This is a genomic window from Proteiniphilum acetatigenes DSM 18083, from assembly GCF_000380985.1.
GTDB lineage: Bacteria > Bacteroidota > Bacteroidia > Bacteroidales > Dysgonomonadaceae > Proteiniphilum > Proteiniphilum acetatigenes.
The window spans coordinates 123,978-141,840 of the sequence record NZ_KB905701.1 but is presented as its reverse complement, the minus strand read 5'-3'; the positions used below and the strand labels follow the sequence as shown (position 1 = coordinate 141,840).

Genomic DNA, 17,863 nt, shown 5'->3' with positions numbered 1-17,863 from the left:
TTGTAGGAAATTAATCCTGCCGGGAATGACCAGATACAAAATAAACGTCTCCATAAGGAATGATTTGAAACTTTTGTTTAACTTCGTGGTTAGTTCAATTAGAACATCACCGCAGATACCTCTATATTGGTTAAGTATGCTGGTTTTATCCATCTTTAATAGACTTTGATCAGCTATAAAGATACTGATAATCAGCTGCTTAACCATCTTTTTTATGTTAAACTATGTTATGTAAATCATTGAATTTTAATTAGTTAATTGAATATTTACCGAAGTATTGGTATATGACACCTGTATGTTTTCATCGAAGATCACCAGGTCAGCATCTTTTCCACGTTCAATGGATCCTTTTCGGCTATCGATCTTCATAATGCGGGCGGGTGTCAGGGTCATCATCTTTACTGCGTCGGTCAATGGTACTTCAGCTATGTTCACCATAGTTCGTATCAACCGGTCGGCTGTAGCCACACTACCGGCGAAAGCCGAACGATCGGGCAATTTAGCTACACCATCCTCGATAATCACCCGTTGACCTTCTTTGAGGCTTCCTAAAACAGACTCTCCGTCAGGCATACCTGCTCCACGCATTGCATCGGTGCAGAGGGCAATCTTATCGGCTCCCTTAAACTTATAAGCAAATTGTAACAGCGGACGGGGAAGGTGCACACCGTCGGCAATAATCTCTACCGTCATATCATCAATAAGGTAAGCTGCTTCTACCACTCCTGCGTACCGGAAAGCATGACGGCGTGTCACCGAAGACATTCCCGAATACAGATGGGTAATATGGGAAAAACCTTCCCGAAACGCCAGCTCTACCTCCTCACACACCGCATCGCTATGTGCTACAGCCACGAGAATATTTCTCGACACCAGTTCCCGGCCCAGCTCCAATGCACCCGGCAGTTCAGGAGCCAGACTCCAGCGGACGATATCTTCCGACGATGCCAGTATATGCATATACTCTTCCGGTTCAGGATTACGAAGATATTTAGGATCCTGTACTCCCCGCTGGTTATATGAAAAATAGGGACCTTCAAGATGAAGTCCCAGAAATCCGGCACCTCGCCTATTGCTTTTTATGGCTTCATGATATACAGAGAAAGTATTCATTAACTCTTCAGTTGTACTTGTAAGGGTGGTAGGTACCATTGCGGTAGTACCATAGCGGGCATGTAATTCCGCAGCTCCCAGAAAAGCCTCTACCGTACCATCCATAAAATCGTGACCCCCACCGCCGTGAAGGTGAATATCAATGAATCCGGGTGAAACATACAATCCCGAAGCATCAATCCATTCGTCCGAGTCGGCAACAACGACTGTTGACGAAGGAACGATATCCCTGATCTTTCCTTCTTCACAGATTATCGAAACATCTTCCGCTATATAATCGGGAAAAATGACCTTGCCCTTTTCTATTATCAATCTTCTCATTTTATATTCTTTTTTCTCTTTTCCAATAATTAATCGTATACCCGTGAAAAGCAAACCACACCAAATAGAGGAAGCAGGGAATCAACACCCAATACCCAGCCCTTAAACCGTGGTGATCTCCTATCGCACCATAAATCAGTGGCAGGATAGCATTTCCACTTAATCCCATAATCAAAAGTGAAGAGCCCGTCTTGGTTAATTTGCCCAGATTGTGAATCGATAAAGGCCAGATACCGGCATAGATCAATGCGTTAGGAAATCCTATCGAGGCTAAAAACCATATGGAGATATTGCCGGTATGTCCGAACAGCGAAACGGTATGATTGGCCAGTACTACTCCCAAAGAAAGAAGCAGCCCAAGTGTGGTACAAAATTGTAAGGCTGTTTTTTGCGAAACAAACCGGGGAATAAGCAAGATGCCCAGTATATATCCGATAATTGTACATATAAGCGTATAGGATGGAAAAAACTTGGCGTCCAGTAGTCCGATCCCCATTGATCCCGCATAATTGATAATAGTATCTATTGCCACCACTTGCGTACCCACATGCAGGAAAATCGCGATAGCTCCAAAAATGAGATAGGGATAATCCAAAAGAGATTTCCTTGGTCCATTTACAACCGGCGCTAAAGTATCATTCCCGGCTTGCGTTTCATTCTCTCTTTCTTCTATCTCCGGCAACACTGAATATCTTATACTGATACCTACTAATAGTAAAAGAACGGCAAGGATGGAATAAGGCATAATTACTCTTCGGATCAGTTCCTGTAGAATAATATTTTTCTCTGTCTCAGAGAGCGTACCGGCTTCAAGTAATGCAAAAGTGGTATTATCGGTCGATTTAAACACCACTGCTGCAAAAAGTAAAGGAGCAATAATACCGGCCGATTTGTTGAAAATACCCATCACACTCATTCTCTGTGCGGCACTATCTATCGGTCCAATAATGGTGACATAAGGGTTTGCTGCCGTTTGAAGGATGGCAAGCCCTGTGCCCAGGCAGTAGAGCCCGATAAGGAAAACCGTATATTGCTGCATAAGAGCTGCCGGGACAAAAATGAGGGCGCCCAATGAGAGGAATATGAATCCGTACATAATCCCTTTTTTATACCCCACTCTGTTTAATAACAATCCCGATGGAATTGCCATCACAAAATAGGCGATATAAAAGGCAAAAGTAACGAAATATGACTGAAAATGTGTCAGTTCAAGAGCTATCTTGAAGTAAGGAATAAGGATTGCATTCACCCATGATACCAGGCCGAAAACAAAATACATAACGGCCAGAATACCCATCGAGATATAAAAAACTTTTTTGTTCATCAAGGAAATATTATTCTTGTTGGTTTTACTTTCTGCTATTCACAGGAAACCGGAAAAAATCCGAAGACAGGTCAAGATGTTTTATATAACAACCCCCGTTGTCCCACCCTCTGTTAAAGTGATATCATGAGGCCGGTTTGTTTTCCATGCTCCATTCGTAAAATCGGGGATATCGACCGGTGCCGAACGATTGGCTACCGACCATTCGCTTAACGGACCAATAACACTCCATGAAGCAGCATCATATACATCCATATCCACAGGCAATCCGTTCCTTAAGCAATCAATCAACCTCCAGTCCATCAGAAAATCCATTCCGCCGTGTCCTCCGATCTCTTTGGCTATATCTTCCATTTTTTTAATGATGGGAGGATTATATTCCATTTCAATCTCCCTGAATTTCTCTTCAAACAACCACTCTTTATGATCTTCAGCCATGGAGAGACGGGGAGGAAGAGGATATTTCTGCGCTGTTGCTTTGGTTCCGCTTATGGTGTGTAATCGTGAATAGGGACGGGGCGTAGTGATATCGTGCTGTATAAGGATTGTTTGCCCTTTTACCGTTTTTATGATCGAATTATTCATGTTTCCCCGGAACGTAGCTCCTTCGAATTGTTTAAAGTAATCTTCTTCTTGCGACAACTCTTTGGCATATTTATTCATTAAAAAGTCATCAGAAGACATCGACACCATATATTCCATCCGGTTTCCACGGTTGATATTCATAATTTGCGCCACAGGTCCCAATCCATGTGTCGGATAGAGATTCCCGTTCCTGCTCATATTTTCTTTTAATCGCCAGCTGCGTCCGGGCTTCCCCCTGAAGAACAAGCTTTCCCCTATTTCATGAATATATCCTCCTTCCGCATGTACTATCTCCCCAAAAAAACCATTACGTGCCAGGTTCAGGGTAAGCAATTCAAAAAAATCATAGCAACAGTTCTCTAATATCACACAATGTTTTTTGGTATCCTCAGAGGTCTCTACCAGTTTCCAACAATCTTCTACAGAGGTTGCCGCCGGGATTTCCAATGCAACATGTTTACCATGTTTCATGGAGTAGATTCCTATTGGGGCATGTAGTTCCCAGGGAGTACCTACATATATAAGGTCGATATCTTCCCGCCTGCACATCTCCATCCAGGCATCCTCTTTATCCGAATAGATAATGGCCGGATGTCCCGGTGTTTGAATACGTTCTTTTGCCTTCTGTGCATGCTCGGGCAATACATCACAAATAGCCATAATCTTAACCCCTTCAATGTAGCTGATCCTTTCTACGGCTGCACTTCCCCTTGACCCGACGCCCACAAAACCAATTCTGACCGTTTCAAGTTTAGGAGCGGCATAACCGCACATATTAAACTTCTGAGCGTGTTTTTTATACGCTTCTTCGTATATTTTTTGTAATTTCTTATCTGACCGATCCTCAGAAGTTATTCCACAACTCGCCATCCTGGCCGGTATCATGGCAGATACGCCGGCAACTCCTGCTACTTTAAGGAAATTTCTTCTACTAATTTGCATAATGTAATGTATCTATTTATTTTACAAAATGAACTCTCAACTGCTTTCCCGGAGATGAATTGAAATGATACAATTCACTTTTGAACTCTTCAATTTCATTGTCACTTAACTCTCTTCCGGAAATAGTTACAGGGTCTATAAAGATAATATCTTTACTGGAAAGTGCAGTAGCAAGCGACATGTCACCCCAGCATAAAAAATCAGGAATATGAATGGCCATGGAAAAATAATTGATATCGCCTGACTTATCAAATAAATAACTCAACGGCATCTCCCTGAGAATTAATTTATCAGCTTTGTCGCCAAAGACAGACGATAATACGCTTGCTACGGCTAATTCTCTATCGGCATCAATAGTGATTTCTTTTACCCGATCTGAATTTGCAAGCCAATTCAGAACAATATTCAATTGGTTGATCCAGATTCCCTGTATGGTCTGGTCCAACCACAATGCAGATCGGAATAAAGTGTGAAACTCCGGCAACAAGCCATCCACATGTTTAGCTTCAGGAGAGTCATTCTCTCCGATACCCCATAAATCTATGATACAGATACCGGTTCCCCGTGTCATGAATTCATCAATCAAATCCGCATCAATCCATTCTTTTCCTTTTGAATGGGAAAACAAGACGTATTCACGGCTGCTCTTATTAGGGAAATATAGCAACAAGGGGATAAGATCTCCGGTTGTTGTTTCCAACACATACCGTTCCCAATTATTTACATTTGAGAATTGGTGAACATTCTTCAGGTCATAATTATCCGATATTCTTACTATTCGTTTTAACTCCTCTTTTTTCTCCCGGATATTCATACTGGTATCCGACAGCATCTTTGCTCTCAGAAGTGATCCTTGATTAAAGCAGTACTCTGCGGTAGAGACAATCTCTTCCGGGCGTTGCCCTTTGGGAAAAACCATTAATTCAGATTCAGGCAATGGCGCAAACGGTTTTTCTTTTTTCGGCGTATCCGTACCCTTATTTTTCAAGTGTAGATCAAACCATCCGAGCATAGTCTCCCTCATTTCAGGGAAATAACCATGAGGTGTATCAAATATCTGATAAGAGAGATTCTCTTCAGCATCATAAAACCGGTATATAGTCTTTGCTCCATTGAAACTTCTCAACATTTCCCGTGGATGAAATGCCGCATTCGAATCTCTCAATCCGTTACAGATTTTCAGTGCCCGGGGTGCAATAAGACCTAATACAGCCGATTCTTCGGTGAAAGTCAATCCTCCGTCCAATGCTTCACAGATGCAATTACTATTCAATATATACGACTGAAAGGTTCCCACACTTACCACCGGAACGACCGCTTTGATGCGCTCATCCATTGCAGCAAGCCACATTACCTGATTACCTCCCCCACTCGCCCCTGTTGCTCCAATATTTTTGCTATCCACAAAAGGGAGAGAGGAGAGCAGATCAACAGCCCTCATATTATCCGTGATTTGGAGCCCCATCAGGGTTTCTCCCACATTTAACAGAGACGCCCCCAAATTAGCACCATGGTATTCAAAATCGCCATGAACAGTTGTCCGCTCCCCGGCTCCCCAGGGATCAATAGCTATTGCTACATAACCATTCATGGCTAATGTTTGTCCTAATGCCTGATATTCATGAAACAGTTTCCCGTTGCGTGAATGTCCCATTGCTACAACTACAGCAGGAAAGGGACCCTTTCCTTCGGGAATATATAAGTTAGCCGTAGCAAACAGATCAGGTCGTGTCTGAAAGAAAATATTTTTAACAAGAAATTCTCCTTTTTTATATATAGCTGTCTCACTATACTCTAAAGGCAAATCATGATTATAGGAAACTCTCGCATGTGCAAGAATAGCCTCCTTTAGCTTTTCTCTCCGTGTATTCCATTCATCCTTACTTTGTGGAACCTGTAACAGATTATAAGCTTTTGCTGCTTCTCTCTTAAAAGAAAAGCTTATCAAATCGTTATTTTTATTATCGGTAAAGATATACGGGAGATCATTTTGTCCCCGTATACCTTTGCTGAATATAACGATAAACAGCAGAACAAACAGCTTTGACTTCATTATAACTGAGAGGCAGAGTCTTTATCCAAAAACAATACTGTATGAGGATGCCTTCTTAAGATCGTCGCCGGGCATGCAGTCGATATTTCAGCATTCAGTGTATTATACACGGCATTGGCTTTTCGCTTATCCGGCACCATACAACTGATTACTTTACAACGCATGATAGCGGGAATTGTCAGGCTGATCGCCTCTTTCGGCACCTCTTCAAGAGTGGAGAACCATCCCTCTCCCAACTGCTGCCGGCGTGAGATATCATCCAGTTGGACTATTTTCACCAGCGCAGGATCATTAAAATCTGCTACTTCAGGATCATTAAAGGCAATATGTCCATTCTCCCCGATGCCGATACAGGCAACATCCACAGTGGCAGCTTTCAGTAGCTCTTCATATCCGGCTATTTCCCGGTCAATATCTTTTGCATCACCATTTATATAATGCACCTGAAATGGTTTTACAATATCGAGGATTCTTTCTTTCAGGTATTTTCTGAAACTGGCCGGATGTGTTTCAGGCAGACCTTTGTATTCATCCAGATGGAATACGGTAATTTTACTCCAATCGACCTGAAGCGTTTTGAGAGCCTCAATAAAGGCAAATTGTGAAGCGCCTGTAGCCAGAATCAGAGTGGCATACCCTTTGGCCTGAATCGCGTTATTCAAATGTTGGGCGACAAAATCCGCACTACCCTTTCCGGCAGAAGTCTCATCCGTAAAAATACGAACTGCAAGATTTTCTTTTTTGAATTGTTTAATTTCAATTGTCATTTCTAAATCAATTATGCACCAATTTGTATAGTTTATTTCTTTCTTCCTTCCTTGTAAGTTGACAATCGCCTTATCCGGTTAGTCCACATTCCACCAAAGAGTGGTTGCAACATTATCGGGGCCGCCCAGAAGAGCCCTGCCTTTTTCCAGTTCGGCTTTATTATTGGCCTCTTCTGTTAACGGGAACGGCAATCTTTTGATAAAACTACCCTGTGACAGCAGCGGATTGTCCGATTGATATACCGGATACATGACGGGATATCCTGATCTCCTGAATTCTGCCCAGGCTTCCATACCATCAGGAAAAATGGCCAACCACTTCTGCGTACCTATTTGCTGACGTTGTTCGGCAACATTACTACTCCATTTTACGGGTATGGATGCCACAGCCGGAGAATCCTGATCATCACCGGGGGCGACAGGTTGCTTGTCTGACTGGATATACGCAGCGATATCATCCGAACCGATACCCCACTGCTCCATACTTGTCCGGATACCTTTATCATATAATTCTTCAGCTGCCCCATCCATATTCCATCCGTTCAAAGCACCTTCTGCTCTCAGGAAATAAGCTTCGGCCGCACACATCACATGGAACAGGGCTGTAAGATTCGGAGTAAAGGTTTTATCACTTTTGGGTGTCACCCAATAAGTTCCCACATTAGAATTCTGTGAAGGGGTATTCCTCGGTTTTCCCAACAGGGTTGCCGGTAACCCGTTTCTTACACTGGTATATGTTCCGGTCGTCACATTGGGTTGGAAGTAAACCTCCAGACGCGGATCTTCATAACCTTTCAAATAGGACGCTATGGTAGAACTCATTGCAAATTCATTCCAGGCTGCCACCTGTGACAAGCCGTTTGTATCATTTCCCGGTTCTGCCTTTTTCAGAAGTGCATTTTGCGAATTATCCAAGAATACACCAGCCGCAACAGCGGCCTCCGCTTCGGTTTTAGCCCTGGCCGGATCTACTTTCGATATGCGTAACGCCAAACGGAGGCGCAATGTATTGGCGAAAGCGATCCATTTATTAATATCCCCGTCATACATCAATTCATAACCTTTGAATACAGTTGTTCCTTCCGGCAGTGCTTTCAATGTATTCACAGACGACTCCAGGCGAGTAAAAAAATCATCATATATTTTATCCTGGGAATCATATGGAATTACCTCAATCGGTTCGGCAGCCTGAAAATAGGGAACAGGGCCAAAATGGTCGGTTAACCGATGGAAAGCATATACCCACAGAATATCGGCCAAAGCGGCTTCTCCGGAACCGGGCTCGGCATTCTCCTTAATTGCTTGCAACTGGGGTGCCGTATCAACGTAGACAACAGTCCAGAAGCGCCGTTGCCAGTCGGGAACAAGCACATAGCGGTCAGTGGAGAAGGATGTACTTGTCAGTGCAAAATATTGGGCATACAAGTCTGCTCCCAAATTTTGGACCGTTTGATAAAAACTGCGGTTTAAAGCCGATGACGATTGAGCTTTGGCAAACATGAACGGCATTTCACGTGCACCTACTTCCGTCAGGTTATTAGGATCAGTATTCATTTTCTCAAAGTCTCCCGTACAGCTTACCAATAATATGAGAGACATTACATAACAGTAAATATATTGTTTCATTGTTCTAATTATTAAAAAGTTAACATAAGATTAAACCCGATTGATCTTGACAGTGGTGGCAAACCCAATTCCACTCCCTGATAATTTCCTGCACCCAAAGAGGCATCGGGATCCGTAGGATTATCTCTCTTTCCTATACCGTTAACATTCATTATTGATTTTCCTCTATAGAAGAATAACAGATTTCTTCCGGTAATGGAGAACGATGCTGATTCAACGATAGCTGTTTCTTTCAATTTAAAATCATAGCCAATTGACAGTTCCCTGAGACGGACATTGGTCATATCATACGCAAAGAAGTCGCCCCAGGCGTCACGTCCGTTCTGGGAAACAGTGGTCCACAATTGTTGGGAAGTAATGGCGGTAGTATTGGCAGAACCATCAGCCCTTACCGCATCCAATACCAGGCCCCCATCCCTGAATTTTTCCGTGTAACCGGCAACTCCATAGGCAGCAAGATAAGCATCTGTTCCGGAAACCATCTCTCCACCGATACGGGCATCGATCAGGAATGAGACTTTAAAGTTTTTATATCCTAACCGGTTACTCCATCCCAACATAGCATCAGGGTTAAAATTTCCCAGTTTTTGATTGGACTCTACGACCGGTAATCCTCTGTCGTCCACGACATATTTGCCTGTTGCATCATCTTTCTTCCATGCCCATCCGTACAGATCGCCATACGAGCTACCTTCCCTGACAATCACCGTAGCATATTTTGTATTGTCGGTAATATTCACCTGCGTGGTGTTTGGCGCCAGTTCAATCACTTTATTGATATTCCTTGAAAAATTGACACCGGTGTTCCAGCTAAAGTCTTTCGTTTCAATGGGCGTAGCATTCAATTGAATTTCCAGCCCTTTGTTTTCAATATTCCCGGCATTGATATACCGCCTGTTAAATCCGCTGGCCATCGGCAATCCCACATACAGCAACTGATTGATGGTGTTACTCTTATATAAGGTCGCATCGAGACCTAAACGGCCATTTAAGAAACGCCAATCCAATCCAACCTCGTACGATTTTGTTTTTTCCGGTTTCAGATCTTGAATTGATTTTGTCTGATTCCGTGAAATAAATCCCTGTCCGGCACCCAAAGCAAAAAGGAATCTTTGTTTCAGCAAATAAGGATCGGGATCATTACCCACTTGTGTATAAGAGGCTCTTATTTTTCCAAAGCTAACCCAGGAAGGCATATCGATCATATCAGATAGAATGGCAGACAGGCCGACGGAAGGATAAAAATAACTATGGGGAGGAGGCAACGTAGATGACCAGTCGTTTCTTCCGGTCACATCCACGAATAAGTATGACTTAAACCCCACCTGCAGGTTACCATATACGGAATTCAAAGCCCGGGTATACCCTCCTACATTGTCAAAAGCCGGAGTAGTTGCCGCAGTCAGGCTGAACTTGTTTGGGATAGAAAGTCCATTGGCCATATTTGTCACTGTGGCATAATTTCTTTTTAAGAAACTGGTACCCAAATTATAAGTAAGACTTATATTCTCTGTAATAAAATTCTCTCCCGACAGAAGTAAATCGAAGTTCCTCTCCCAGTATTGAGAATTTGTTTCATAATATTTTCCACCTGTTTTCACATCACCCAACGAAACTGTTCCATCATAAAAAGAACCGTCAATCTTATCATCATACCGGTCATAACTCACCCGTCCCATTATGCTTAACCAGTCCAGCAGCTGATATTTGGCAGAACCCAATAATGTCACACGGTTGCGCTCCTCATTTACTGACGTCCTGTTAGTACTCCAGTATGGATTATCATAGATGGAAGAGGTAGTCCAATATTTTCTTACCGGTTGCCCGTTATTCGGATTGATGGTTTCATAGTCTTTCAACTCCTCTTCGCTCATATCCCTCGGCATGATATAGGCCTCTATGGGTGTTCCCGCATCTCCCAGACGGGGACGGTTCTTCACTTTTTGATTCACGTATGTAATCTTGGCATCGGTTGTGAGTTTAGAGTGAAACTGAGTATTTATTCTCACGTTCATTGTATTCCTCTCCAATTTATTGCCGGGTATCATACCTTCCACAGAGTTATTGGTATAGGAAGCAAATCCCTGCATCATATCTGTCCCGCCATACAAGCTCACCGTATTATTAAAGGAATAAGCGGTTTCAAAAAAATTCTTCACATTGGTCGGATAGGTTTGGGCGGCGGCTCCCCAGCTTTCCCCTACCCCTTCGGCCGCAACACCTCCGTTACCTCTGCCGTACGTATCCTGAAAATTGATTAATAAATGAGGCTTATCTACGGATACACCGCTATTGAAGTCTATCTTCAATCTGCCTTCTTTACCCTGTTTTGTTGTGATGATAATAGCTCCGTTTGCAGCCCTGCTACCATACAATGCTGCGGCTGAAGGGCCTTTCAGTACATTGATGGAGGCAACATCATCAGGGTTGATATTCACAGCACCGTCACTTCCTCCATAATTGTAAGTAGTACCCGTAGCCTGTTCATAGGATGTATTATCATATGGAACACCATCAATTACAATCAGCGCTGTATTATTTCCACTGATGGATCGGTTTCCTCTGAGTACAACACGTGCCGCAGCACCCGGCCCCGTTGCAGCGGTAGATACTACTGCTCCCGATATTTTCCCCGATAAACTGCTTAAGATGTTAGAGCTGTTATCCTTTATTTCTCCTATTGAACCTTCTATTTGTTGGGTCGAATAGGACAGCGTCCGGGTTTTCCGTTCAATACCCAATGCGGTAATTACCACCTCTCCGAGGTCGTATGTGGTAGGAGCCAATTCAATATTGAAAGATGTTTCGTTCCCTATAAAAATTTCCTCAGGTTCATAACCAAGCATACTAAAAACCAGATAATCATCATTATTTGCTTCAATTTCAAAAACTCCGTCCACATCTGTCACTCCTCCTCTGGATGTGCCTTTCACTATTACCTGGACTCCCGGTAAGGTTTCTTTCGTTACCTTATCGATAACAATTCCCTGTCTGACAGATGTGTTTTGGCTGTAAACAGGGATTGACAACAATAAGAGGCATGTACTTATCAAAAACAATTTCCGAATTATTCGTTCCATAGGTATGTATTTAAATTTGTTATTGCATTCACAAAGATAGAGTCCGAATTTAATATCCTATAAGATAATTAACGAAAAACAAGTGACACATTGCGAATATATTTGTAAAAAAAATACCTATTATAGAACATTATACCATTTGTATTGTTAGACGATAAGATAACTACATGTTTGGAGATGGTCAGGGCCCCCATAGATAAACAATGATCAAAATACTTGTTCTTATAGATTCTGCCACTGAGTTCAGCCGTCGTTTTCTGACCGGCCTGATCCGTTATGCACATGAAAACGGCCCCTGGATATTTTACCGGTTACCCATGTATTATAAAATGTTGTATGGAGAAGCCGGAATTGTGGAACGGATCAGGGAATGGGGTATCGATGCAGTCATTGTCCAATGGGAATACCATGAGATCAAATTTCTGGAAGACCTGGATATCCCTGTATTCCTTCAAAATTACGAAGACGATGCCGATTGGTTCTCTAAAATATCAGGCGATTATATGGAAGTGGGTGCGATGGCGGCTGATTTTTTTGCTAAGAAGAGATTTAAAAATTTTGCTTTCTACGGCAATAAAAATTTCCTTTGGTCCAAAGGAAGGGCTGAAGGATATCGCATCGAAGTAGAAAAATTAGGAGGGAACTATTATTATTTTGAATCGGAATACCTGACTAACAGCCAATGGAGCCGAAGCCATATAGAATTGGATGAGTGGTTATCATCGCTTCCCAAACCTGTTGCTGTGTTTGCTTGCGACGATTATTTTGCTCTCCAGGTTGCAGAGATGTGCAAGATAAACAACATCAATATTCCCCATGAAATATCCTTACTTGGGGTCGATAATGACGAGCTTATCTGCAACTTATCCTATCCGTCCATCTCCTCTATAGTAACCGATGATGAAAACATCGGATACGTGGCAGGCAAGAAACTTCATACATTGATCATGAATAAAAAAAATATCCCATTCAGGATCATTAAAAAGCCGATACGCATTGAAGAACGACAATCTACAGAAAAATATAACATTTCAGACAAGTATATTATACAGATAATAGAGTATATTGAAAAAAATTTCATCTCTGACATATCTATCGACCAGTTAACGCAAATTGTTCCGCTTGGCCGCAGAAACCTTGAGAAGAAATTCAAGGAAGCGATGGGTATCACCCTTTACCAATTCATATTGGAAAAGAAAACAGAACATCTCTCTTATAAATTATTGACAACCCGGGAAAGTTTGCTGGATATCGCTATTGAGGCTGGATTTAATGACGTAAGAAACGCTTATAGGATCTTTAAAAAAAATACCGGCTATACACCGTTGAATTTCCGCAAAAAATTCTCGAAGGTCGATAAATAGTCAATCTATCCATAAAATTAAATTGATATGCCATTTTATTAGGTCACCCGTATTAATTTTCATACAGGCAAAGCGCTGTCAATGAAAATTTCCCATGTAGAAAAAAATAGTATATTTGCATCCGCAAACGCAATTTAAGCATCTTCTCAAAATAAATCGGGAATATACCGGACATACCATTCGAGGGGATGACGCTTGATTTTAATAATCCTGGCTCTATCAACAGACTTCAGACTTTTTTGTAAAATATAATCATATGGAAAACAGTACCATTTTGGATTTATTGAAAGAAGCCGTAGAAAAATACGGCGACCGGCCCTATCTGCACGAAGCAAGAAAGGGCACTCAATATACTTTTCTAACCTACAAACAAGTACAAGAAAAATCCATGCAGTTCGCAGCGGGCCTCATGGCATTGGGGATTAGAGAAGGTGATCGTATAGCCCTTATTTCCGAAGGAAAGAACAACTGGGTGGTCGGTGAATTGGGTATTCTCCATGCCGGGGCAGTCAGCGTGCCTTTGTCTGTAAAACTCCAGACCGAACAGGATCTGAGTTTCCGGATCAATCATTCCGGATGTGTAGCTGTACTTGCCTCGGATCAGCAGATTGCAAAACTGCGTCCGATGAAGGGACTGTTCTCTACTGTGAGGCATTACATATTACTGGATCCGGAAGATCACCCTGAAAATGACGAACAGTCGTTCGAATCATTGATAGAAGCGGGAAAAAGACTTCTCGAAACCAATCCGTCAGCTTTAAAAGAGCGGATGGATACAGTAAAGTCCGATTCACTGGCCAACATATCCTATACGTCAGGTACAACCGCCAATCCGAAAGGGATCATGCTTACCCATGGCAATTATGTATGTAATGCCGAGCAGGCGGTGGATATCCTCAACGGCATCCCCTCACATTACTGTACGCTCCTGATATTACCCTGGGATCACTCCTTCGGCCATACAGCCGGAATCTATACCTTCATGAAATGCGGGGCATCCATTGCATCCGTCGCAATGGGGAAAACACCTATGGAGATCCTGCGTAATGTACCTAAAAGTATTAAAGCCATTAACCCGCATATACTAATGAGCGTTCCCGCACTTGCTTCCAATTTCAGGAAAAGTATAGAGACGGAGATAGAGAAAAAAGGAAAATTCACTTCTTCATTGTTCAGGAGAGCACTCAAAACCGCTTACACCTACAATAAGGAAGGACATAACAAGGGAGGACGAGGACGTTTGATACTCCCTATTTACGATAAACTGATCTTCTCCAGGATACGGCAATCATTCGCCAGCAATATGAAGTTTTTCATTGGCGGAGGAGCGCTCTTAGACATTGAATTACAGCGATTCTTTTACGCCATCGGTATTCCCATGTACCAGGGATATGGATTATCGGAAGCCACACCCATTATTTCGGCAAACAGTCCACACGCACACAAGCTGGGATCCTCCGGAAAACCGGTTCCCCGTATGGATATCAAGATTGTGAATGACAACCTCAATGAAGTGCCGACAGGCGAAAAGGGGGAGATCATCATTCGTGGTGGAAATGTAATGAAAGGATACTGGAAAAATCCACAGGCAACAGCGGAGACGATTATGGACGGGTGGCTCAGGACAGGCGATATGGGATATATCGATGAGGATGGCTATCTCTTTGTACTCGGACGCACAAAATCGCTACTGATAAGTGATGATGGCGAGAAATTCTCCCCTGAAGGGATCGAAGAGTCCATCGTCTCCACATCTCCCTTTATCGACCAGTGCGTGCTTTACAATAATCAGAGTCCCTACACGACCGCACTTATTGTGCCGAACGCGGCAGAGTTGCAGAAAGTGAAAGCCGGTCCGGAACAGGCGGCGCTTCTGATAGAAATAGCATTGAACGAATACAGGAGCGGGGGAAAGCACGATGGACTGTTCCCCCACCGGTGGATCCCTTCAGCGTTTGCCATTATAGAAGAACCTTTCTCCGAAAAGAATGGACTGGTGAACTCCACCATGAAGATCGTGAAGCACAAGGTATATGAAACGTATGCCTCGAAGATAGCATCACTTTATACCCCCGAAGGTAAACTGGCTACGTCTACGGAGAACCTGGAAGCGCTAAGGAAAATATTACTTAATTAAGCAAATATCCGCTTTTGCTGATTGCTTGCTTCCCGGCTTCTGTCTGAAGCCACTTATAAACCTTATACGTGATTGAGGATGTGTCCGTATCGGAACGAATAACGGCATACACTTCGGCTGCATAAGGGTATGAACGGTCACTGATGGTTTGTTGGTTGGGATGAACTCCGTCTACGCCAATAGTATTTAACCATTCGCCTGGTCTTATAATCTGCTCATTATAGTAATACACCGTGTAGCCTATTGCCAGAGAATTACCTGCGACCCGGTCAAGCATCCCCGCCATGGTAAAAACGAGACGTTCTTCATAAACCGGAAGTCCTGCAAAATATTCCAGGTCTTTCATCACAAATAAATCCATTAATTCCTGACTCCCCGAATTGGGATTCCTTACGTATGGATATATTGGTAGTGGATACGCTTCGTGAGTGGCGGGCAACCAACCAAGTTCTCTCCAATCAGTTACTTTGCCTGTATAAATATTTTGTATTTCTTCGGTTGTCAGTGATTTTACCGGATTCTGAGGATTAACAATAAAAATGAAAGCGTCAAGAGCGATTGGAGTTTCAATTAAAGAAACTCCCCGGGCTTCGGCGTACTTTTTTTCATCGGGAGACATTGTCCGTGCCGTTAGCACAATATCCGCCTCTCTGTTGATCAGATTGATATAGGAATTGTGTGTCTGGGAGCTTCTGACTACTCTATCAAATTTTTTTCTCAGGTTACCTTTAATCCGTGGCTCAATACTCCACGTTTTAGACGCATTATCTTTCTTATTTTCCTGCCATTGATAATTAAGCCCCATTAATTCACAGGCAATCACCGTGTTTAATGGAAGCGTTGATGTAGAGCCGTCTATTATAGGATAATTGTCAATCGTCAATCCTTCAATATAAGGTGATTCTGTATTTATTTCTCTATCGCAACCGGTGCAAATACATAATACGGACAAAGCTAAAACTGTAATTAAAGAAAATCTGTTCATTTTTATCCACTTGTTAAATGTTTCCTCAATTTATCTTCCCGATCAGTTCCACAAACTCTTTCCGGTATCCGTTCGGATCAAAAGAAAGGGAAGAACCGGCAAGCTCTTTTACCATTTTCAGATCGAGCGAACCTTTGTATTCCGATTCCCGCAGAATCAAGCCAAATCCGGCAACCGATACCGCAAAACGCGTTTCAGCCGAACCGGCAGTGATGCCAACCGGTCTATTTTTAATGGAAAGATTCAGTATCCGGCTGTTATCACTGTCCGGAAATTTATAACGGAAATCAAAATTGGCGTATTCGGCCGAAGCATCCGTGCTCTTCAATACTACTTCATACAACGCCGTAATGGTCTGCGTAGCGCCTATTTCGCCGGCATCTTTTTCGTCGTCCTCAAAATCTTCATCATCCAATTTACGATTTTCATAGCCAATCAATCGATAAGCATCCACCATATCGGGATTGAACGTAATCTGTATTTTAGCATCTTTTGCCACGGTATGGAACTTCGATTTCTCATACACAAACACTTTCTGTATCTGCGATGCGTTATCAATATACTCATAATTGCCGTTCCCTTTATTGGCAATTTGTTCCATCATGTGGTCGTTGAGATTGCCTCCGCCCACGCCCAACACCGTGAGGTAAATACCACTTTTCCGCTTTTTCTCTATCAGTTTCACCAAATCGTCTGTGGAAGAAACACCCACATTGAAATCACCGTCGGTTCCCAGTATAATCCGGTTATTCCCATCCTGAATGAAATTTTCCTGCGCGATTTCGTATGCCGTTGTAATTCCCGCCGCACCAGCTGTTGAACCTCCGGCGCCTAACTTATCGATCGCATTTTTTATCTTATCCTTTTCCGATGCGTTTGTAGATGGCAGCAACACACCTACCTGCCCGGCATAGGTAACGATAGCGATCCGGTCCTCCGGATTCAATTCGTCTACTAACTGCTTGAAACCTTTTTTAAGAATACCCAGTTTATCGGGAGAGTTCATGGAACCGGACACATCGATCAGAAACACGTAATTTGAAGGGGACAACTGATCTTTGGGAATAGTTTTTCCTTTCATGCCCAACCGTAAAATATGATGCTCTTCGTTCCACGGACAGGTAACAATATCGGAACTTAATGAAACATTTTCGCCTGATTCCGGTTCAGGATAATCGTACGTAAAATAATTGACATATTCTTCCGTTCGAACTGATGCTTTGGGCGGCTTTTGTCCGAGATATACAAAACGGCGCATATTGGCATAAGATGCACCGTCGGCGTCAATAGAAAATGTAGATTTCGGAAATTCGTTTACTTTCAAAAACGGATTTTCATCATAATCCTTGTACTTCTCGTTATATGTACCCGATATTTCGCCCAAATCCCCGCCGAGATAAATGTCGTCTTCTCCCGTCTGACACGAAACAAAGAAAACCAGTATAAAAAGCGCAAAAAAATGAGTGATTGTTTTCATATGATTTTTTATTCGGTTATTAAATATCTTCACCTTTATTTATATAGATGAAATTTTAACAAAAATGTTGCATAAAAATTAAATTAATT

At 42.6% G+C, this 17,863-nt stretch carries 11 protein-coding genes and 1 pseudogene; 2 read left to right on the top strand and 10 right to left on the bottom strand.

The window, feature by feature from the left end:
- The 8 genes and pseudogenes from F597_RS22710 to F597_RS0114515 all read right to left on the bottom strand — a co-directional run.
- A pseudogene (locus F597_RS22710) lies at positions 1-207 on the bottom strand (hypothetical protein); the annotation flags it as partial.
- Between the two features lie 39 nt (positions 208-246).
- Positions 247-1,434, bottom strand: coding sequence for an N-acetylglucosamine-6-phosphate deacetylase (gene nagA / locus F597_RS0114545; protein ID WP_019540490.1), 1,188 nt, complete (start codon positions 1,432-1,434; stop codon positions 247-249).
- A 1-nt stretch (position 1,435) separates the two neighbouring features.
- Complete coding sequence (locus F597_RS0114540) at positions 1,436-2,758, bottom strand: sugar MFS transporter (protein ID WP_019540489.1); 1,323 nt, start codon at positions 2,756-2,758, stop codon at positions 1,436-1,438.
- 81 nt (positions 2,759-2,839) lie between these two features.
- The gene (locus tag F597_RS0114535; protein ID WP_019540488.1) at positions 2,840-4,285 is read right to left on the bottom strand and encodes a Gfo/Idh/MocA family oxidoreductase; all 1,446 of its coding nucleotides are present in this window, start codon (positions 4,283-4,285) and stop codon (positions 2,840-2,842) included.
- 16 nt (positions 4,286-4,301) lie between these two features.
- On the bottom strand, positions 4,302-6,338 hold the full coding sequence (locus F597_RS21730; protein WP_019540487.1) for an alpha/beta hydrolase family protein: 2,037 nt from the start codon (positions 6,336-6,338) through the stop codon (positions 4,302-4,304).
- On the bottom strand, positions 6,338-7,105 hold the full coding sequence (locus tag F597_RS0114525; protein ID WP_019540486.1) for a glucosamine-6-phosphate deaminase: 768 nt from the start codon (positions 7,103-7,105) through the stop codon (positions 6,338-6,340). Before F597_RS0114525 ends, F597_RS21730 begins: the two co-directional genes overlap by 1 nt.
- A 78-nt stretch (positions 7,106-7,183) precedes the next feature.
- Positions 7,184-8,731, bottom strand: a complete 1,548-nt coding sequence (locus tag F597_RS0114520; RefSeq protein WP_026327497.1) for a SusD/RagB family nutrient-binding outer membrane lipoprotein — start codon at positions 8,729-8,731, stop codon at positions 7,184-7,186.
- Positions 8,732-8,742: 11 nt separating this feature from the next.
- Positions 8,743-11,811: a SusC/RagA family TonB-linked outer membrane protein gene (locus F597_RS0114515; RefSeq protein WP_044060355.1), complete on the bottom strand. Its 3,069-nt coding sequence runs from the start codon at positions 11,809-11,811 to the stop codon at positions 8,743-8,745.
- Positions 11,812-12,014: 203 nt separating this feature from the next.
- On the opposite strand from F597_RS0114515, the gene F597_RS0114510 reads away from it, so the two are divergent.
- Positions 12,015-13,175 (top strand): DNA-binding transcriptional regulator, encoded by a 1,161-nt coding sequence (locus F597_RS0114510; protein WP_019540483.1) that lies wholly within the window; start codon positions 12,015-12,017, stop codon positions 13,173-13,175.
- Between the two features lie 256 nt (positions 13,176-13,431).
- Positions 13,432-15,312, top strand: a complete 1,881-nt coding sequence (locus tag F597_RS0114505) for an AMP-dependent synthetase/ligase (RefSeq protein ID WP_019540482.1) — start codon at positions 13,432-13,434, stop codon at positions 15,310-15,312.
- Here the strand turns inward: F597_RS0114505 and F597_RS0114500 are convergent.
- On the bottom strand, positions 15,305-16,297 hold the full coding sequence (locus F597_RS0114500) for a PstS family phosphate ABC transporter substrate-binding protein (protein WP_026327496.1): 993 nt from the start codon (positions 16,295-16,297) through the stop codon (positions 15,305-15,307). The two genes, F597_RS0114505 and F597_RS0114500, sit on opposite strands and share 8 nt — an antisense overlap.
- 25 nt (positions 16,298-16,322) lie before the next feature.
- Positions 16,323-17,774, bottom strand: coding sequence for a vWA domain-containing protein (locus F597_RS0114495; RefSeq protein ID WP_019540480.1), 1,452 nt, complete (start codon positions 17,772-17,774; stop codon positions 16,323-16,325).
- Positions 17,775-17,863 lie beyond the last annotated feature (89 nt).